This window comes from Photobacterium sp. BZF1, assembly GCF_014349205.1.
In the GTDB taxonomy this organism is placed as follows: domain Bacteria; phylum Pseudomonadota; class Gammaproteobacteria; order Enterobacterales; family Vibrionaceae; genus Photobacterium.
Map to the genome: position 1 here is coordinate 59,505 of NZ_JACSOF010000002.1, position 19,057 is coordinate 78,561.

At 47.7% G+C, this 19,057-nt stretch carries 21 protein-coding genes; 10 read left to right on the forward strand and 11 right to left on the reverse strand.

Features of this window, described 5'->3' with window-relative positions; all coding sequences use genetic code 11:
• The first annotated feature begins 9 nt into the window (after positions 1 to 9).
• Both tcuA and tcuB read left to right on the forward strand, forming a co-directional pair.
• Positions 10 to 1,407 (forward strand): FAD-dependent tricarballylate dehydrogenase TcuA, encoded by a 1,398-nt coding sequence (gene tcuA, locus BIZ37_RS00785; RefSeq protein WP_187459900.1) that lies wholly within the window; start codon positions 10 to 12, stop codon positions 1,405 to 1,407.
• Positions 1,391 to 2,530 carry a tricarballylate utilization 4Fe-4S protein TcuB gene (gene tcuB, locus BIZ37_RS00790; protein WP_187459901.1) on the forward strand — a complete coding sequence of 380 codons (1,140 nt, stop codon included), beginning with the start codon at positions 1,391 to 1,393 and terminating at the stop codon, positions 2,528 to 2,530. The genes tcuA and tcuB overlap by 17 nt, the downstream gene beginning before the upstream one ends.
• 86 nt (positions 2,531 to 2,616) lie before the next feature.
• Here the strand turns inward: tcuB and BIZ37_RS00795 are convergent, their stop codons facing one another.
• The 4 genes from BIZ37_RS00795 to BIZ37_RS00810 form a co-directional block, all read right to left on the reverse strand.
• Positions 2,617 to 3,264 (reverse strand): GntR family transcriptional regulator, encoded by a 648-nt coding sequence (locus tag BIZ37_RS00795; protein WP_187459902.1) that lies wholly within the window; start codon positions 3,262 to 3,264, stop codon positions 2,617 to 2,619.
• Positions 3,265 to 3,367: 103 nt separating this feature from the next.
• The gene (locus tag BIZ37_RS00800; protein ID WP_187459903.1) at positions 3,368 to 4,678 is read right to left on the reverse strand and encodes a TRAP transporter large permease; all 1,311 of its coding nucleotides are present in this window, start codon (positions 4,676 to 4,678) and stop codon (positions 3,368 to 3,370) included.
• 1 nt (position 4,679) lies between these two features.
• Positions 4,680 to 5,252, reverse strand: a complete 573-nt coding sequence (locus tag BIZ37_RS00805; RefSeq protein WP_187459904.1) for a TRAP transporter small permease — start codon at positions 5,250 to 5,252, stop codon at positions 4,680 to 4,682.
• A 48-nt stretch (positions 5,253 to 5,300) separates the two neighbouring features.
• Positions 5,301 to 6,272, reverse strand: a complete 972-nt coding sequence (locus BIZ37_RS00810; protein WP_187459905.1) for a TRAP transporter substrate-binding protein — start codon at positions 6,270 to 6,272, stop codon at positions 5,301 to 5,303.
• 214 nt (positions 6,273 to 6,486) lie between these two features.
• On the opposite strand from BIZ37_RS00810, the gene BIZ37_RS00815 reads away from it, so the two are divergent.
• From BIZ37_RS00815 to BIZ37_RS00830, 4 genes are read left to right on the forward strand one after another with little or no spacing between them, the layout of a single operon-like run.
• On the forward strand, positions 6,487 to 7,446 hold the full coding sequence (locus BIZ37_RS00815; protein WP_187459906.1) for a C-terminal binding protein: 960 nt from the start codon (positions 6,487 to 6,489) through the stop codon (positions 7,444 to 7,446).
• Positions 7,447 to 7,488: 42 nt separating this feature from the next.
• Entirely contained in the window at positions 7,489 to 8,145 is a 657-nt protein-coding gene (locus BIZ37_RS00820; RefSeq protein WP_187459907.1) for an RraA family protein, read from the forward strand.
• 56 nt (positions 8,146 to 8,201) lie between these two features.
• Entirely contained in the window at positions 8,202 to 9,131 is a 930-nt protein-coding gene (locus BIZ37_RS00825; RefSeq protein ID WP_107300704.1) for a sugar kinase, read from the forward strand.
• 1 nt (position 9,132) lies between these two features.
• On the forward strand, positions 9,133 to 9,762 hold the full coding sequence (locus BIZ37_RS00830; protein WP_187459908.1) for a bifunctional 4-hydroxy-2-oxoglutarate aldolase/2-dehydro-3-deoxy-phosphogluconate aldolase: 630 nt from the start codon (positions 9,133 to 9,135) through the stop codon (positions 9,760 to 9,762).
• Positions 9,763 to 9,994: 232 nt separating this feature from the next.
• Here BIZ37_RS00830 and BIZ37_RS00835 read toward each other — a convergent pair whose 3' ends face one another.
• Together BIZ37_RS00835 and BIZ37_RS00840 are read right to left on the reverse strand one after the other, a co-directional pair.
• Positions 9,995 to 10,330, reverse strand: coding sequence for a hypothetical protein (locus BIZ37_RS00835; RefSeq protein ID WP_187459909.1), 336 nt, complete (start codon positions 10,328 to 10,330; stop codon positions 9,995 to 9,997).
• A gap of 104 nt (positions 10,331 to 10,434) precedes the next feature.
• Complete coding sequence (locus tag BIZ37_RS00840; RefSeq protein ID WP_187459910.1) at positions 10,435 to 10,752, reverse strand: DUF4144 family protein; 318 nt, start codon at positions 10,750 to 10,752, stop codon at positions 10,435 to 10,437.
• Between the two features lie 242 nt (positions 10,753 to 10,994).
• On the opposite strand from BIZ37_RS00840, the gene BIZ37_RS00850 reads away from it, so the two are divergent.
• Entirely contained in the window at positions 10,995 to 11,510 is a 516-nt protein-coding gene (locus BIZ37_RS00850; RefSeq protein WP_187459911.1) for a hypothetical protein, read from the forward strand.
• A 20-nt stretch (positions 11,511 to 11,530) separates the two neighbouring features.
• Here the strand turns inward: BIZ37_RS00850 and BIZ37_RS00855 are convergent, their stop codons facing one another.
• The 4 genes from BIZ37_RS00855 to BIZ37_RS00870 all read right to left on the reverse strand — a co-directional run bounded on the left by BIZ37_RS00855 (position 11,531) and on the right by BIZ37_RS00870 (position 14,952).
• Positions 11,531 to 12,163, reverse strand: a complete 633-nt coding sequence (locus BIZ37_RS00855; protein WP_187459912.1) for a LysE family translocator — start codon at positions 12,161 to 12,163, stop codon at positions 11,531 to 11,533.
• A gap of 224 nt (positions 12,164 to 12,387) precedes the next feature.
• Complete coding sequence (locus BIZ37_RS00860) at positions 12,388 to 12,642, reverse strand: hypothetical protein (protein WP_187459913.1); 255 nt, start codon at positions 12,640 to 12,642, stop codon at positions 12,388 to 12,390.
• Between the two features lie 205 nt (positions 12,643 to 12,847).
• Positions 12,848 to 14,221 carry a serine hydrolase gene (locus BIZ37_RS00865; protein WP_187459914.1) on the reverse strand — a complete coding sequence of 458 codons (1,374 nt, stop codon included), beginning with the start codon at positions 14,219 to 14,221 and terminating at the stop codon, positions 12,848 to 12,850.
• Between the two features lie 59 nt (positions 14,222 to 14,280).
• On the reverse strand, positions 14,281 to 14,952 hold the full coding sequence (locus BIZ37_RS00870; protein WP_187459915.1) for a hypothetical protein: 672 nt from the start codon (positions 14,950 to 14,952) through the stop codon (positions 14,281 to 14,283).
• A gap of 401 nt (positions 14,953 to 15,353) precedes the next feature.
• Here BIZ37_RS00870 and BIZ37_RS00875 point away from each other — a divergent pair, with 401 nt between their 5' ends.
• Together BIZ37_RS00875 and BIZ37_RS00880 are read left to right on the forward strand one after the other, a co-directional pair.
• Positions 15,354 to 16,439, forward strand: coding sequence for an aminotransferase class I/II-fold pyridoxal phosphate-dependent enzyme (locus BIZ37_RS00875; protein ID WP_187459916.1), 1,086 nt, complete (start codon positions 15,354 to 15,356; stop codon positions 16,437 to 16,439).
• A 90-nt stretch (positions 16,440 to 16,529) separates the two neighbouring features.
• Positions 16,530 to 17,030 carry a GNAT family N-acetyltransferase gene (locus BIZ37_RS00880; protein ID WP_187459917.1) on the forward strand — a complete coding sequence of 167 codons (501 nt, stop codon included), beginning with the start codon at positions 16,530 to 16,532 and terminating at the stop codon, positions 17,028 to 17,030.
• A 110-nt stretch (positions 17,031 to 17,140) separates the two neighbouring features.
• Here the strand turns inward: BIZ37_RS00880 and BIZ37_RS00885 are convergent, their stop codons facing one another.
• Positions 17,141 to 17,749: a GNAT family N-acetyltransferase gene (locus tag BIZ37_RS00885; protein ID WP_187459918.1), complete on the reverse strand. Its 609-nt coding sequence runs from the start codon at positions 17,747 to 17,749 to the stop codon at positions 17,141 to 17,143.
• Positions 17,750 to 18,130: 381 nt separating this feature from the next.
• Here BIZ37_RS00885 and BIZ37_RS00890 point away from each other — a divergent pair, with 381 nt between their 5' ends.
• Positions 18,131 to 18,985, forward strand: a complete 855-nt coding sequence (locus BIZ37_RS00890; RefSeq protein WP_222939536.1) for a patatin-like phospholipase family protein — start codon at positions 18,131 to 18,133, stop codon at positions 18,983 to 18,985.
• Positions 18,986 to 19,057 lie beyond the last annotated feature (72 nt).

Below are 19,057 nucleotides of genomic sequence, written 5' to 3' on the forward strand. Positions count from 1 at the left end.
AGCAAATCAATGGCTGATTTATCAAAACACTGGGATGTATTGGTTGTGGGAGGTGGCAATGCCGCACTCTGTGCTGCCATCAGTGCCAGGGAGCAAGGCGCGTCGGTTCTGGTGATCGAACACGCCCCCAAGGTATTTCGCGGTGGCAACAGCCGCCATACCCGAAACCTGCGCTGCATGCACAGCAAGCCGCAGGACGTATTGAGTGACAGTTATTCGGAAGACGAATACTGGGAAGACCTGATGCGGGTCACCGGCGGCAATACCGATGAAAAACTTGCCCGCATGGCTATCCGCGAGTCTGAAAGTGTCCGTGAGTGGATGAAATCCCACGGCGTCCGCTTCCAACCGTCACTGAGCGGCACCTTGAGCCTTTCACGAACCAATGCCTTTTTCCTTGGCGGCGGCAAAGCCTTGGTGAACGCCTATTACCTGTCGGCAGAGAAGATGGGGGTAGAGATCGAATACGACACCGAAGTCGAAGAACTGGTCATCGAAGACGGCGTGTTCAAAAAAGCGGTGGTCAATGCCAAAGGCTTCCCCTATGAAATCCGCGCCAATAGCCTAGTGGTCGCGGCAGGTGGTTTCCAGGCCAATATCGACTGGCTGAAAGAAGCTTGGGGACCGGCGGCGGAGAACTTTATTATCCGCGGTACCCCCTACAACAAAGGCCGTTTGCTCAAAGAGCTGATCAACAACGGATTCCAGCCTGTCGGCGAACCTGACCAATGCCATGCGGTGGCTATCGATGCCCGCTCACCCAAGTTCGATGGTGGGATTGTCACCCGGCTCGACTGCGTCTCTTTTGGCATTGTGGTCAACAACCAGTGCGAGCGCTTCTATGATGAGGGGGAAGACTTCTGGCCCAAACGCTATGCGATTTGGGGACGCCTAGTTGCCGCACAGCCTGATCAGATTGGGTATGTCATTATTGACAGCCAATCTATCAACAACTTCATGCCTTCGGTATTTCCGCCGGTCAAGGCCAACTCTATCGAGGAGCTAGCCACCAAACTCAAACTAGACCCAGCCAAGTTGCAGCAGACCGTGGACGAGTTCAACGCCCACGTCAGCCCGGGGACATTCGACAATACCGTCTTGGATGACTGTTGTACCGAGGGGTTAACCCCGCCCAAAACGCACTGGGCACGTAAAATCGTCGAGCCGCCATTTTATGGCTACCCGCTTCGTCCCGGCATTACCTTCACCTATTTGGGTGTCAAAGTGGATGAAAATGCGAGGGCACTGATGGCCGACGGCCAACCATCGAAAAATGTATTTGCTGCCGGTGAAGTGATGGCCGGTAACGTATTGGGCAAAGGCTACCTCGCCGGACTAGGCATGACTATCGGTACCGTATTTGGACGCATTGCAGGCAAGGAGGCAAGCCATGGCGCAAATTCTTGAGGAAGACATCATCTTCATCGACAAGGGAAATACCCAATACAAGGACAAGGTTCAGGAAGCCCGCAGGGTGATGGAAGTATGTAATGCCTGCCGCTATTGCGAAGGCTTCTGCGCGGTTTTTCCGGCGATGCAGCAACGGCGTGAGTTCAGCGACGAGGACTTGGATTACCTCTCTAACCTCTGCCACAACTGTACAGGTTGTTACCACGCCTGCCAGTACACCGCGCCGCATCCGTTCAACCTCAATGTCCCCAAAGCGCTGGGAGATTTGAGGAACGAAACTTACAAGAAATATGCCTGGCCGGGCAAACTGTCTGGTTTGATCGCCCATAACGGCTTGTTTGTTTCGATGCTCACCTTGGTCAGTGTGTCGTTGGCTATCTTAATAGCCATTGCCATCCAATCGCCGGAAATCCTGTTCGGCGAACACCAAGGCGATTTCTATGCCATTATGCCTCACAATGCGATGGTAGCTCTGATGGGAGGAGCCATGCTGTTTGTCATTGCCGCCTTGGTGATGTCCTTCATCGGATTTTGGCGCAAGACAGGCTACAGCCTCAAACAATTTTTCTCGCGGGATAACCTGATCCCGGCGTTGAAAGACGCCCTGACCCTACGCCACCTTGGCGGCAACGGCGAAGGCTGTAACACCCGTAACGAGTCCTTCTCCAATACACGTAGGATGTTCCACCACTTCATGATGTACGGTTTCCTGTTGTGCTTTGCCGCAACATCGGTCGCCACCGTCTATGATTATGGCTTTGGCTGGCCGGCCCCCTACCCTTACTTCAGCCTGCCGGTTGTGCTGGGAACAGTGGGAGGTATAGGCCTGATCATCGGTCCTGCCGGGTTGCTGTGGACCAAAATCAACTTCGCCGAGCAACCGTCAGTAAGAAGCATGTTCGGTATGGATGTCGCCTTCTTGGTATTGCTGATGCTGGTCAGCATCACCGGGCTCTTGCTACTGGCCGTCAGGGACACTTCGTTAATGGGCATGACCTTGGCTATCCACCTCGGCACCGTGTTCACCTTGTTTGTCGCGATGCCGTTTAGCAAGTTTGTCCATATTATCTACCGCTTCGCGGCACTGAACCGCAATGCGATAGAGGCTAAGGCGAAATAGCCGTTCCCCACCTATTACAACAAAGCCCGGCAGAGACCGGGCTTTTTTATTTTTAAAAACACTTAACAGGTTCCGCGTTTTTCCAATCAGGTACTGATATTTTTCATATCCCAGAATGCGCCGTGTTCTGGAAGAATGTGGCACAACAACTGGTGCTGGGCATGTTCGATATCTTTATTCTTCAGCGACTCGATAATCTCTTTGTGCTGAACAAACGATCGCAACATATGTGATTCGCTGTTACCAAGATGGTTTCGAACTGTTGCCATACGGGCCGAAATCAAATCGTAGGATTCTTGAAAGTAACGGTTATCACACAATGAAATCATTATCTGGTGATACTCGTTATCAAGGTTCAAATATTCCAGGGTACTGCCCGAATTAATGCACACTTCCATCTTATCGAGAATAAAGCACATCTCTTGGATAAGTTGCTTGGGGTTCTTTTGGAATGACAGCTTCAAACCCTGAGATTCAATATGGTAGCGGAACTCAAGCAGCTCATGGAACTCTTCAGCCGTAAAGTGAAACACAAAGGTGCCACTTTTCGGTTTTACTTGAACCAGACCTTCGCTTTGCAGACGTTTAATTGCGTCTCGGATCGGTGCTTTGGTCGCATTCAAACGGTTTGCGAGCACAGTTTCCGATATCTTCATGCCCATCGGTAGTGTACCGACAACAATCATGTCTCTGATTCGACGGTAAATTATGTCTTTGAGAAGGTCTTGTTTCATAAAAGCTCACTATCAATGAAACGGGCAACCTGCCGCTGCCCGTATTGAGTACTGCGTGATTATACCAGTTACTTTTCTTCCTTTCCAAAAAGCAATCAACAGCTTATAGAAGGATGGACGGTAGGAACAAAGACAGTTGTGGTATGAAAGTCACCATCATCAGCATCACCACCATCGCCAGCAAGAACGGCAAGATTGACTTCACCAACTCTTCCAAACTGACGTTGGCAACCCCGGTGGCAACGAACAGGTTAGCCCCTAATGGCGGCGTACAGAAACCAATCGCCAAATTGACTGTCATTATTACCCCAAAGTGCACCGGATCAATCCCCATTGTCTGCACAATAGGTAGCAAAATCGGCGTTAGGATAATAATCGAAGCGATTGTTTCCATAAACATGCCAACAATCAATAGCATAATGTTAATTAGCAGCAATACCAGCAATGGGTTTTCCGACACCGTGGTAATGAAGTTAGCCACTTCCATCGGAACCCGCTCAAGGGTAAGCAAGCGGCCAAACGAAGACGCCATTACAACCATGACAAGCACTGTCGCCGAAGTCAGGCCCGCTTTCAGGAACACACTATTTAAATCAGATATCTTCAAGTCACGGTAAATAAACAGGCTAACAAACAAGGCATAGACAACGGCAACACCTGCGGCCTCAGTCGGAGTGAAAATACCCCCATAAATACCACCAAGGATGATCACCGGTACAATCAAGGCCCAAATGGAATGTTGCCGCCAGCCACCTTGCTGTTGTTTTTGGTTCCCCTCAATTGCTTGCACCATCTTTTGAGAAACACGGCTAGCCGGCGTAAGGTGATTATTAATAGTCATCTTAGCCACCAGCATATAGCCAAGACCAAACATCAAACCCGGAATGATCCCGGCCAGGAACAACTTACCAATCGACTGGTTGGCAGTAACACCGTATATGATGAGCGGGATAGAAGGTGGGATCATCACCCCAGTAATTCCAGCAGCTGCAGTCAATGCCGCCGAGAAAGGCCGCTTATACCCCACCCGCTCCATCTCGGGGATCATATTCGAACCGATAGCCGCAACGGTGGCAGGAGAAGAGCCCGAAATGGCCGCAAAAAACATACTCGCCAATACATTCACATATGCCAAACCCGCTTTGAAATGGCCGACCAAGCTATAGGCTGCGCCAACAATACGGGTCGATAGGCCACCGCGCTGCATCACTTCACCCGCCAGAACAAACAACGGGATTGCCACCAGTGGGAATGAATTCCCCCCCATCACAGCGCTTTTTGCAAGCAAAGTGATATTGGGTGTGCCCGGCAAGTATTCCAAGACAATAAGCGACGAAACCCCAAGACAAATGGCCACCGGTGCCCCGAGCAAAACCAGCAATAAGAAGACCCCGAATAAGGTAGTTGAAACCATTTTAATTCCCTCCCTGCTGCTGCATTTGGCCAGTCGTTATTGTTTTCTCTGATTTCTGTTCAGTTACTTGTTGTTTGGTAGCAAACATATCTCGAATATCTTCAAGGAGATTTTGTGCCAAACGGAAGGCACTCAGCAATGCCCCTGCCGGTAGCGAAGCGTAAAGCCATTGCATGCTGACACGGGTTTCTGTCAATGGCCAATACAGCACGATGGATGACTGGCGGGCGATGATCGGGCTCATGATTTGATCCCAGCCGTAGATGAACAATTTCACCATGCACCAAAGTACAACCATATTGACCAGCAGACTGATCACCCTCTGCACTGTCTGCGGCAAAATATTCACCAATGCAGTCACCGAAATATGTTTTCGGGTTTTAAAGCCGTAACTCACCCCAATCCAGATAAACCAAATAAAACACCAGCGAACGAATTCTTCACTCCAAGGGATAGAGTTACTGAATATGTAGCGCATCACCACCTGTAAAAAAATCCAAAAAACAATATTGGCCAGTAAGAAATTAATCAGCCAAGCTTCCAGGTTTGTGTTGATAGCTCTCAACCATTTCATTTTTGTTCTCCTGGCTTGGCAGCCACCGCGCTGCCAAGCCGCATCACATTACTGCGGCAAGCTGTTGATCAGCTCAGGCTCAACCATCTTGAAGTACTTTTCGCGGATAGGCGCTGTTACATCCTGGAAGGCACCAACTTGCTCTGGCGTTAGCTGGGTAATTTTCACTCCCGCCGCCTTCATTGCAGCCAGTTGTAATTGCTCCTCATCGGCGATGACTTCCTGTTGATAATCAATGGCGCGAGACAATGCCGACTCCACCAAGGTGCGGTCTTCATCTGAAAGGTTGTAATAGAAGTCAGGGTTTGCCAGCACCATATGGGTCGAATATACGTGGCCTGAAAGCGTCAGGTTGCTCTGGACCTCATAGAAGCGTGACGAGTAAATGTGCCCGAGCGGGTTTTCCTGCGCATCCACTACCCCTTGCTGCAGGGCCGAGTAAACCTCATTGAACGACATCGGTGTCGGGTTGGCACCCATCGACTTGAAGGCATCCATGTGGGCTTCCACCTGCATGGTGCGGATCTTCACGCCACGTAAGTCATTTGGCTCAGTGACTGTTTTGTTGCTGGTGATGTTACGGATGCCATTTTCCATCCAGCCCACACCTTTAATGCCAAAGTCATCCATCTTGGCCAGCAACTTGTTGCCAAAGTCACCATTGAGTGCTTCCAAAGCCGCTTCACGGTTGGCGAAAGTGTAAGGAAGGCCCGGCACGGTAAAAGCAGGGTCCCAACCGGCCATGACTTCTACTACCGGTGCCGTCATATCAACGATGCCAGCCTGCACCGCTTCTGTCAGCTCCCGGTCTCCTCCCACCTGGCCGTTGGGGTAAATGTCGACAGTAATTTCGTTGTTCGATTCTTGCTCCACGATTTCTTTGAATTTTACCCACGCTTTATGCATGTGGTAGGTATCCGCCGCGCCATGCCCCACACGAATGGTGGTTTCGGCATAGGCCTGGGCACTGATTCCCGCCAGGGCAAGAGAGAGGGTAAGACATAGGGTACTTTTTCTCATCAGTCGATCCTTTTGACATTTTAGTTTTCAAGGTCATTGTTGTTCAATTTTTATATTACAACAAGTGATCACGGTCTTATTTCGTCCAAATCTGGCGTTTTTTATCTATTTTTTATTGCATCTCGTCACACTTTTTAACCAATATGCTTGTCTTTTATCGGACACGGAAACAAGAATAAATCAAAACTAACATGTCAGATTTAAGGATGAGACAATGAAAAAGGTCGTTGTAATAGAACCTGGATACCTGCACTACCAAGAAGAAGAACGAGTGCTAAAAGCCCATGACGCACACTTCACCGCATTACCTATCGGCACAGACAAAGCTGTTGTCATGAACGAAATTGCAGATGCAGATGCCGTGATGGTTCGCGAAGCGCTAGTAGATGCCGAAATGATTGAGGTGATGGCGAAATGTAAGGTCATCGTCCGCTATGGCGTAGGCGTTGACAACATTGACCTGAAGGCAGCAAAAGCGAAGGGAGTGTATGTCGCGAACGTACCGGACTACGGTTCAGAAGATGTGGCTGAACATGCTGTCGCACTTATGCTGGCTGCAACGCGCCGAGTCCCAACCCGCGATGCTGATGTCCGCCAAGGAAAATGGGGGATGGGACAAAGCGAACCAATGTTCCGCCTAGGGGGCAAAGTGCTCGGTGTGGTTGGCTTTGGTCGTATCGCCCGCAGCTTTGCCGAAAAAGCATCGGGCCTTGGTTTTAAATCAGTGTTGGTTTCAGACCCAGCACTGACACCGGAACAAGCCAAAGAAGCGGGTGTTGTCAGCGTAAGCTTAGAAACCCTATGCCAGGAAGCTGATTTCATCTCCCTACATGCACCGCTAAACCAGCATACCCGCCACATGATAAATGCCGACGTTCTGGCGACCATGAAGCCAAGCGCCATTTTGGTAAACACCGGGCGCGGCGGTTTGGTGGATGAAACCGCCCTGTACCACGCATTGAAAGAAAACCAGATTTTTGCTGCAGGTATCGATGTATTCGAACAAGAGCCTGTTGCCCACGACCACCCATTGTTATCGCTGCCAAATGCGATTTGTACCGACCACACCGCGTGGTTCACCGAAGAATCCGTTATTGAACTCCAGCACAAAGGTGCCAAAGAAGTCCTTCGCGTCTTCGACGGACAGGCACCACAAAACTGGGTTAACCGTTAATTAATTTCACTATTTCAAACTTTATTCAAACAGGACAAGACTATGTTTAGCAAAGATATCATCGAAGGTTACCGCTCTATTTTCTCAACCGCTTCTATCGCAGATGCCTGTGATCAAATTATTGGCGAAACGACGTTCCTTCCATTTGAGATCAAAAACCGTATCAACGACAAGAAAATCGTTGGTCCTGCAGTAACCATTCTTGAAGACATTGCTGAAGAAAACCTTCCTCCACAGCACGCACTGGATGCTATCGACGAATCAGAAGAAGGATCGGTAATCGTTATTTCTGGCTGTGCAGCACTAGAGACTGTGGCGGTATGGGGTGGCCTGATGACGGCTGGCGCAGTAGCCAACAAGCACGAAGGAGCTGTATTGAACGGTGGTTTACGGGACTTGGCTGAAATCCGCCGCGACTACGACTTCCCTGTTTACGCAAAGACAGTTTCACCGGGGACAACACTGGGCCGCTTTAAAACGGTTAGCTCCAACAAACCTGTAACCATCGGCGAAGTCACTATCTATCCGGGCGACTTGATCATCGGTGATATCGACGGCGTGGTATGTGTACCGAAAGACAAGGTATTGGACGTACTGGAAGTTGCAAAGTCAATCGACGATCGCGAACTGGAGCAGGCCCGTCTAATTATTCAATCTGGCTCACTCCGTGAAGGCCTAGCGAAATACGGCCGCATCTAATTCACATCCAGTATTAATCATAGGCGGCGCAAGCCGCCTGAAAAAGGACAAATATTATGAGCATCGACATTCTTTCTTTCGGTGAACCACTTTTTGAGTTCAGCCAACTGCCGGATCAGCAAGGCCCTATTTCATACCTAAGTGGTTTCGGTGGCGACACTTCCAACTTCGCAGTCAGTGCCTCACGGCAGGGTGCCAAAGTTGCTATGCTCGCACACCTAGGTAATGATGTTTTCGGTGATCAGTTCGTTGATTTATGGCAGCAGGAAGGCGTCGATACCCAATGGGTTGAGCGTCACCCAGATGCCCCAACGGGAATCTACTTCATCAGCCACGACGAGCGTGGCCATCACTTTACCTTTTACCGAAAAGGTTCAGCGGCATCATTGGTCAACCCAGAGAAACTTCCAGAGCAAGCTATTGCCCAAGCCAAACTCCTCCATACTTCGGCAATTACCCATGCTATCAGCGACAGCTCCAGTGATGCCGTTTTCAAGGCAATTGAAATAGCCAAAGAGAACAATACTCTTGTTTCTTTCGATACCAACCTTCGCCTGAAGTTATGGCCGCTATCACGAGCCCGCGCAGTGATCCATGAAACCGCTCGGCTGGTTGATTTCTGTATGCCGAGCCTTGATGAAGCCCGTATGCTGACAGGGCTTGAAGATGCCAACGCAGTTGCCGACTTCTACCTAAATCTAGGGGCAAAGAATGTGATCCTTAAAATGGGTGCAGACGGGGCTATGGTCGCAACCGCTGATCGCCGCTTCACTACCGGAGGCCACAAGGTAAATACTGTTGACGCAACAGGTGCTGGTGACTGTTTCTCGGGTGCGTTCCTTAGCCAAGTCGTCAAAGACAAGTCTTTGGAAGATGCGCTATTTTACGCCAACTCAGCAGCAGCACTTACCACCACAGGCTATGGTGCGGTAGCTCCGATCCCAACCCAAGCCCAGGTGGAAGCCTTCATTGCAGAGGTAAAATAGCATGGACAACGCACGGCAGATCCTCGAAGAGATGAAAGTCGTCCCGGTTATCCAAATCGACCGACTGGAAGACGCTGCTCCACTTGCCAAGGCACTGGTTGATAATGGCTTGCCGATCGCCGAAGTCACCCTGCGCAGTCCTGTAGCACTGGATGCGATACGAATAATGAGCCAGCAGTATCCAAACTTACTGGTCATTGCCGGTACTGTTACCTCGCCCAAACAAGCACAGCAAGCTATCGATGCTGGCGCGCACATGGTGGTTTCCCCAGGTTTCAACCCGGTAACCGTGAAGTACTGCGTCGAGAACGACATTGACATTATTCCCGGTGTCGCAACGCCCGGTGAAGTGGAGCAGGCAATGAACTTTGCCTTGAATACGCTGAAGTTTTTCCCTGCCGAAGCCAACGGTGGCGTAAAGACCCTCAAGGCCATTGCAGCGCCATACCAACAACTGAAATTCATGCCAACAGGAGGGGTGAATCCAGAAAATCTCCACAGCTACCTTGCCCAGCCAAACGTAATCTGTTGCGGCGGCTCTTGGATGATCGATAAATCCCTCATTGCCCAAGGCAAATGGGACGAACTCGGTCAACTGATCCGCTCGGCAGTATCAACAGCTACAGCATAATTTCAAAGTGAAGATAACTAACTATGACCCAAGCCGGCACAATGCCGGCTTTGTTTGTTCGGCCTAGTATTAATGCGACTACTTTCAGTATAATAATTTGATCACATGCACTTGTTGTATATTTATCTTTGAAGATGCATATTTAAAAAACACCCAAGCAAAGATTAAAGTGAGTAGAGCTTAGAAGAGTGCTTCTGTATCAGGGAATAATTTACCCTCCACTAGCTCAACATTAAATTTTATTAATGGTGGCATGCTTTAACGCAATGTTGAATTTCTCTTCATGTGGAGCTCTTTCAGTCATTTTTTTATAGTGCTCATACTCTTCTGACCCACGAGAGTAATAATCTGTGTATTCAGAACCATCGTAGTAGCTTGTTGTAATTGCAACCATCCCCGCCCATGAACCAGATGGGATCATTCGATAATAATGTTTACCATTTTCATCAGCTTCTTCCATATAGTATTTTGGATACTGATAGGTTTCACTCCAATAGCGGAAATCCATCCCATATGCAGCAATCCAATCACTTTTATATGGGCCATAATTCTCACTGAAGTAGGTCATACCAAAGCAATTTTCAATTACAAAAGAGTACCCTTTGCGTTCACTATCGTAGTTAACAACGTTGCCTTCTGAGCAATGTGTTGGATTTGGTGGAGGGGTTTCACCTAAACCGCCAAAGCCCTTATCGCCTCACCCACAGACAAAAACTGAATCTTGGTTATGCAGACTTCCGCTTTCGTAAACTCGTGAGCCTGAATCAGATCGGTTACCTCCGAGACAGGAAGAAGGTTGCCGAATGGCTCATAGATATATGCTCCCGCTTGAACTTCTCGCACCTTGTAACCTTGCCCTTGGCTATCTATGAGATAGTCGTCATCACTCCAGATGAGTGACTCGAACTCAGCGATGAGGCTCGCTTCTGAGGCTAAGTAAAGCAGTTCATCGTCGCCGTCGAGTTTGAATATACAAGGCCATTGGATCATCGATTTTCTCTTTATTGCTTATACGGCTGCGTGCCATACCATGATTGTCGTATCAACGTTGTGGTGTTTCGCTTGATGCAGCGAAGTAAAGCCACGCTTTTCATACAAGCGAACATTGAAGCTTTCACACTGTAGGTACAGCTGTTTAATGCCTAACTCTACCGCTAAACCTTTTGCCTTTTCCAGCAGTTTGCTGACAATGCCAAGCTAAGTTATGATTTTCTTTTTAAAAGGGACGTTTAATGAAGCACTTACTGTTGGTGGTTTTCACGCTGTTTCTGTATTTGGGCCTGTACTGGCCTGATGTTGATCAGCAACTATTGTCTCTGCTGCACCATCGCTCTATCCTCACCCACAGTGTGTTACTGCCCTTGATAGTAATGGTGATCGTACGCTCAAACTATGCCAAGCCGATTGCTGCTGGACTGAGTGCGGGGATCAGCATTCATTTAGCTGCTAGCCTGATGACACCGATGAGCAGCTATTCTCAGGTATATCTTCCGGCACCGCTCAGTTCCTCTATTGGCGCTACAGAATCATTGGTATGGCTGGGCTTGAATGCAATTGTGGGGTATTTGCTCGCTTTACGTTTACTCAAAATGCACAGCAAAACTATCCCCTTTATCTTCCTGCTGGCTGCAGCTGGGTATGGCCTATATGTCAAAGATGATGTGCGACCTTGGTTGGTCTGTTTCGCGATTTTCCTTATTCCACTTATGTTCGATAAGGCCAAGAGCAAACTACGGCGAGTAGCTTAGCCTTAGAGGCTAAGTCGCTATCATGATGATGCCATTACCTTAATGCCAAATAAGGTAAATAGCCCGCCGGTAACATAGTCCATCACCCCAGAAATGCGCGCATAAACACCTTTCGCTGATTGGTGTGAGAAGGCCACGGCGAGAAAAGCGTGCCAGCAAAGTGTAATCGCTGACATGGTTAGCATGGTAGCCAAAATCATCGAAATGGTCATAGCACCCGGAATAGACACACTAAACAAGCTGACCACAAAGAAACCTGTTTTCGGGTTGAGGATACTGGTAAAGAATGCGGTGATGAATACCTTGCAGTTCGATGGAGAATTCAGTGATTGACCCTGCGGCAACTCACCTAACCTTTTCGTTTTTCGGGTTTGGTAAATCTGACGAAGCCCCAAATACAATAAGTAACTACCGCCGACCACTTTCATCACGCTAAACAGTTCAGGGAAAGTCATCAGTAAGATAACCAAGCCTGAGCCACCGAAAAATGCCCATAGCAAGATGGCAGTACTGACCCCTAAGGCAGAAAACATCGCCAGTGTTCGGTTGTATTGCAGCGCGGTATTAATGGTTAAAAGTACATTGGCTCCCGGTGTCGCCACAGCAAGAATCCAAATCAAGGCTACATGAGCAAGCACCCATAGAACTTCCATTTCCAACCATCCCTATAAAGCAAAGTAAGAGCCGACTATCCTGCCAGTATCACTATATTGATGATAAAGGCAACATATTGATCTGCAAAGCCGTAGTCCGATCATAAGTCTTTATCACTTTCGCCAAATACCCTCCACGGATTATTGTTATATAAGAAAAGAAAAACGCTGGCGGACATTATCCTCACCAGCGATTTTTAAATTTTGGCTTGCCTTGTTCCCACTTAGCCGCGGATCAGCACCGCACCACGTGGAATTTTCTTGCCAAGCTTTTTACAGCTACCCACTTTCGGCTGCTTATGGGCAGGCTTATTGGTATACCACAAACGACATTTGCCTTTTGGTGGCATGTACTGCTTAGCAACTCGATGTGGAGGGTGCTTATGACCATTGCCTGGCTTAACAATAACAGTAGGTTTTGCATAACTGGCAAAACTGGTTAATAGCGCAAATGAAGCGACAAGTAGATATTTTTTCATTGATTGCTTTGATTTATATAGAGCTTATTGATAAGCCAACAATATCACTGCTGACAAATCTGTCTGTTATATAACTGTCAAATCACATTTAATATCAACGCCTTATCATAATAACATCCTAGTGCTGCGAGCATTAAAAAACCCCGCATCATTTAATAACAAAATAATGCGGGGTTATCTTTCATTTTCTAATAGCTAGAAGAAGTTACTGAGTAATTGCTAGCTCACCATTTAGATACTTGGCTGCCAATCGCATATAAGCAGGTGCTTTGGTTTCACCATAGCCCGAATGGTAAGGGCTAGTTGATACCACCATCGCAGCAAAGTCACGCTCAGGATCCATGTAGATCATCTGGTTCATGTTACCGCTTTTCGCCATTCCACCATCTTCCCAAATGTAATCAAACTGGAATCCGTTACCTTGTGCTTTGTCTTGGAAGGCCGATACAGATTGAGCTTCCTTGGCAGTGCCGACATAACGCTCGGGATCAGCTTCGTTACGGATAATATCGATCAGTTCAGGCGTTACCACTTGCTCGGAAGCCACCGCTTTCCAGCTAGGGGTAAATAGCGTAGCAAAGCGCACCATGTCTTCCGGGGTAGTTTGCAAGAAACCTACAGCCAAAGCATGGCCTGCAGGCGTTAGGCCAAAAGCAGCAGGCTCCCTTGCGTAGAGTTTGGACCACACTTTCTCTTCAAAGACCTTTGACCAAGTCTTGTCTTCGACATTTTCAATAATCTGCACCAAGATACTGGTGTTAATTGAGGCGTAACGGAACAGATCGCCCTGCTTTTCGCCTTCCAGCTTTTCCTGATCGACCGCAACATCGGTTAACCAGTCTTCAAACTCGCCTGTCGACGCCCTTGGAGACCCTGTCATCGCGGCAAAGTAGCGCACTACAGGGGAATCTGGCTGCAAGATAGACTCAAGGACTTCTTCATTATCCAGACCTGTTGTCATATTGAGCACACTTTCTACCCTAATGTCATCCCACGCCGTTCCTTTCAGCTCAGGAATATACTCTGGTACCAACTTGTCGGTATCTACTTTTCCTTGCTGAACCAATTTGGCCATCACCAGACCCACGGTTGTTTTCGCCGTCGAATACCAGACATGGCGGTCATTCTTGTTCATGCCCGGATAGGCTTCATAAACCACCTGACCTTTGTGAACCATTATCATCGCCTGAGTACGGAACATTGGGTTTTCCATGTACTCGTCTAGCGACAACATGCCTTGACCGGTCTCGGCTTTAAGGTCGCCAATGCGGCTATTGATATTTCGTGCCAGTGGTTTGTAGTCTTCGTTCGGGCGCGAAAGGGCAGAAGGCAGCACTTCTGTCATATAACCGTTGTAATACACCGCGTGATCGCCCCCCATCTGCAGGTGGAAATTGTTAAATGCCTGCTTGGCCTCGCTGGCAAACTGAGGGCTAAATGGCTGCTTCGCGCGATCAACATTGAAAGTCACATCGGCACCGGGTACTTTCAACGCCTCTTTCATTGGGGCTGGAATATCGGCAGAAGCATTGGTTGAAGTCGCTAGCGCTAAGAACAATGCAATATTTTTCAGCTTCATAAAGGGCTCCGTATTGGATTATTGATACAAGAAAAAAGATGGATATAGGTAATTACTCGCTACTTGAACTCATAGCGATAATTCAAATTAAGCCGCTGATCACTGCCATAAAGCGAACTATCAACGGCGATCCCCACCAGATTGATCGATTGAGATTGGGTGAGTTGGTGACTGATCCCCGCTCCACCCCAGTAAGACGAATAGTTGTTTTGACCCTGGGTTGTACCGACCACTGCGATACCGGTCCATTTCTCGTTTATCGGCTTAATCGCAAACATGCCGAGATACCCCGCGTGGCTGCGAACTTTCTCTTTCACGCCATCTTCTGTGGTTTCACCGTCGTTGTAGCTATAGCCAAAAGTAACAAACGGCATCCAGCCCCAGGGTTGGCTCTCAAGCGGTAGGTAAGTGCCCGCGCTGTAGGAAGTGTTGATGTTGCCATCGCCGAAGTCCGACTTGCGCACATCGACATTTAAGATGCCGATATCGAACAGCCAAGATCCGCCAACACTCCACTCATCACCGTCATCGGTAATGGAGACATTGATCATTCGTGCTTCATCAAGGCCGAGTGATCCGTTAAATCGAATACCAGAATTGGTCCAGCCAGCACCGACTCGGGTGATGATCTTAGTTGGGTCTTCAGCATTCTTTTCTTCACCGCCGGTTACATCAGCGTGGGCAGTGGCAGTAGCTGCAATAGTGACCGCAGCTAGCAATATTTTTTTCATTCAAGGTTCCAGAGGTAAAAAACACCCATCTCCAAATGCTTATTGCCACATACCCTTCGATTTGCCATTGCTCAATGCCTATGGCCAAAGCCAGTCACAAGAACAACGGCAACAACAAAAAAAGGGCCACCTCTTGAGGTGGCTAAGATGGTAAATATCCAGCTCTTGCAGGTACTGGACAAAACAGGCATTTGAAATTCTGCGCAGATATTACCCACCGCTCATCGGCACAAATAGGTCATTTCGCGACATAACAACATGGCGAAAAAATAGATCATTTGTCGCCAATTGACCTATTGATAAGACGTAAGAATGGACACCCTAAGGCTAGATTTTGTGAATGCTAATCGGCAGCGGTACCGGGCAGGTATCACTGCGCTGGAAAACCAAGGACATTGAGCGTGAATTTAAACAACAAGTTGGAAAGCGATCAGGCTTCGTATGTCACCCCGATATACACCATTGATTGTGCACTGGGTTCAAACCCTTTCGGCGCACCGGATATTTCGCCCGATCAAATGCTTGAGATCCTCGATGAAATCAACGAGTACTATAACTTCAGCAATCTCGCGCAATTAAGCCATTTGGTTGGACGATACCTTGGGGTAAGCAGTGATGATCTCACCTTCACGACTGGATCGTTGGGCGGTTTGGAGTTGATATTCAATAAACTGATCGACCACCAACATAGAACAATGATGGGTATCGGCCCCCAATTCGTCGAAGCTGTGTCTGAGTTCCAACTGGTAGGCGGAAGTTACCAAGCCCTGAACATGTTTGATTTTAACAGCGACAATGACTTGTTTGGCGCGGTAGAGAATAAGATCCTGCGCGAGAAGCCAACCTTGGTGTACATCGACAACCCGAACAATCCCACAGGCCGGATTTACGACAAAAAGCATTTACTGTCGCTATGCCAGGTGTGCGAACAAGCTGGCAGCTTGCTGATCATCGACGAGGCATACGGCGAGTTCCTAACCCAAGAACAATCGATGGTAAAGGAGTGCAAACACTACAGCCATCTGGTGGTGCTCAGAACCTTCTCCAAAGGGCTTGGTTTGGCTGGATTGCGTCTTGGCTATATTGTCTCGTCGCCTACGCTTACCCCCTACCTTCAAACTGCGGTTACGGTATTTACCCCGTCGTTGCCTGCGTTAAAGATCGCCTGCCATATTTTGCCAAAAGCCAATGCCTTTGTTGCTGAAAACCAAGCAAAGACCATCGCTTTCAAGCACGCCATAATGGATATTCTCCACTCCCATGGCTTCAATATCGTGCCGACATCAGAGCAGACCCCAATCATGCTGGTCCATAAATCTGGGGTTAAAATGGCAGAAGCACTTAAGCAGATAGGTATTCTGTCATGCTGTGGTAAGCACTTTGACATTACCAGTCCAACCATGGACGAAGAATATGCTCGATTACGTATTGTGGGAAATGAAAGGGATCTGCACCAGTTAGATATTAGGCTGCAGAGCACCCAGTGATTTTTCTCACCACGATCAAAATTACGCTATATCAACTGGTTATTGCTTGATGTAACATCTTGCACTAAAAGCAAAAAAGAGTAACCAGCAATGAGTTTTAATGTTCGCCTAGCCCGTATTGATGATGCCGAGGGCATGACCCATGTCCTCAACCCAATAGTGGAAGAAGGTTTATACACTGTATTGGACACCACCTTCACCCCAGAGGAAGAACAAGAGTTTATCTGTAACTTCCCTGAACAAGGCATCCTTACAGTTGCCCAGCATGACGAAAGCCTTCAGATTGCTGGATTCCAGGCTGTCGAGCCTTTTGCCAACTACACCCGTGTGTTTGACCATGTCGGCATTATCGGTACATTTGTCGATGCCAGTTTCCGCCGCCAAGGGGTCGCCAAGCGTTTGTTCGAGACAACCTTCGAGATAGCAAAAACCAAAGGTTACGAGAAGCTATTTGCTTATGTGCGCAGCGATAATGAAAGGGCGTTGGCTACCTACTTGAGCCAAGGCTTTGAAGTGATCGGCACAGCGAAAAAGCATGCCAAAGTACGCGGTGAGTATGTTGACGAAGTGCTGATTGAGAAGTTTTTGTAATCGAAACGCAATAAAAGAGACTGAGCAGCAAGAGTCAGGCGTCTCCATTTACAAATAGTTTCGCCTGCTTATCTTATTCTTACATTCAGCTCGTTGTTATATTTTTTCTATTAAAGCTCTGCAATCAGTAACTGGATAGATTGATGCTCACTTGATGGCTTGAAATACTCCTTACCACCAAAAGTGAATTCATCATATTTTATTTCTGCTCTTTTTGTTAGGCCTGCTTTTTTAAATATATGTTGTGAAGCAAACCCTGCTGATTCTGTATGCACATAGCTAAAACCATTAAGCTCAGCTTCTTTCAATGCTAACTGGATCAACGACTGAGAAATACCTTTGCCAGAATAGTCTTCATGAACAGCAATAAACTTAAAGTTAAGGTACTCTCCAGTGTTCACTTGCATTGAAGGAAAGTACTTTTGGTTAAGAGCATAAATCATTGCCAACATAGGTTCATGCTTCGCTGATTCGATAAACTCTTCAGAGCCGAAGCTCTCTTGAAGATCAACGCATAACAGGCCACCAACAATATTCCCATCCGATTTGGCAACAAAGCCCAACCCTGATGCAACACACTGCTGAGCCGTATAAACGAAGCCGTCATCAGATTCAGGTTCAATGGTAGAAACCTGCCTATTCATAAACTCGGATGAAATAAGCATCGCAATGTCTTCAACATCAGAGTTTTGTATTTTATCAAGCGTTATGTCACTCATTGATCATACCCATAAACAAGAGAGATAAAATATTATTCAGCACACTGATATATGTCAATTATTGACTTTTTTCAGTTTTTGTTAGCAATTGAAATTGCTAACCATAATAACTCACACTTTACATGTTGATTTTATTGACGTGTTTTAAAAACCTGCTCGTAAGTCTGATACAAAATCAATCAATAATTATTTTTAAACCATTCAATTTAGGTACGAGGATGCGCTATGTCATTTTTATATCAGCTTGATATTTATCCCTCAAACACCTGAATACATACGCAGTTACTAAAAATGATTTTTTTTGATTAGTAGCCAGCATCTATCAAGGGTACTTAGTGGTATATTGAACCTCATGAAATGAGCGATTATAGGATAGACGCTTTGCCATCATCATTCTTCAACCCAAAACCCTATAAATTTGGCCTTACCCTTTCTGGGGGTGGCGCTAAGTGCATGGCGCAAATCGGCATGCTGCAATACCTTGATGAGCAAGGTGTGAAGCCGGATGTCATTTCTGGTGCAAGTGGCGGCGCACTGGTTGGGGCGCTTTATGCGGCAGGCCATAGCCCAGAAAATATCCTTTCCTTTTTCATTGACAGTCAGATGTTCAAGGCCAGTAACTTCTCTTTCAACAAACTGGGATTGATTAATTCGGAAAAGCTCAACCGCCATTTCCACGGCTGGCTAAAGCGAGACAACTTCGATGCCCTTGAGATCCCGCTCTTTGTTGCAGCTACCGATCTCAATACCGCACAGCAAGTCGTGTTCCATGAGGGAGAGCTCATTCAGCCGCTACTGGCCTCTGCCGCTTATCCGGGCATGTTCACACCAGTAAAAATCGGCGACAAGCTGTTTGCCGATGGAGGGATCACCAATAACTACCCGACCGACTTGATCCACGAACAGTGCCGTGCCCATCTAGGTATGTACCTCAGCCCACTGGAGCACAAAGCCAACCATGAGTTCTCCGATGCTTTCGATGTACTCGACCGGGTATTTGAGATCTATAGCTCCGCCCACCTGCTAAAAAGCATCAAGCTACCCGATATCAGCCTTGCGCCGGAAGGTATCGACCAATGGGGCGCATTCAACGTCAACAATGACAGCCTGAATACTATGTTTACCTTGGGCTACGAAACGACCCGGGATTACTTCGAAGGTGAAGGCGCCGAGTGGCTGCAGGAGCTAAAGAAAGATCTAAGTAAGAAGTCATTTTTGGATAATTTGACCGGATAGCGCTTTTCTAAAGCCGCGATAAACGTAAAAGGGCCAGAATCACTCTGGCCCTTTTTCTTTATCTTAAACACC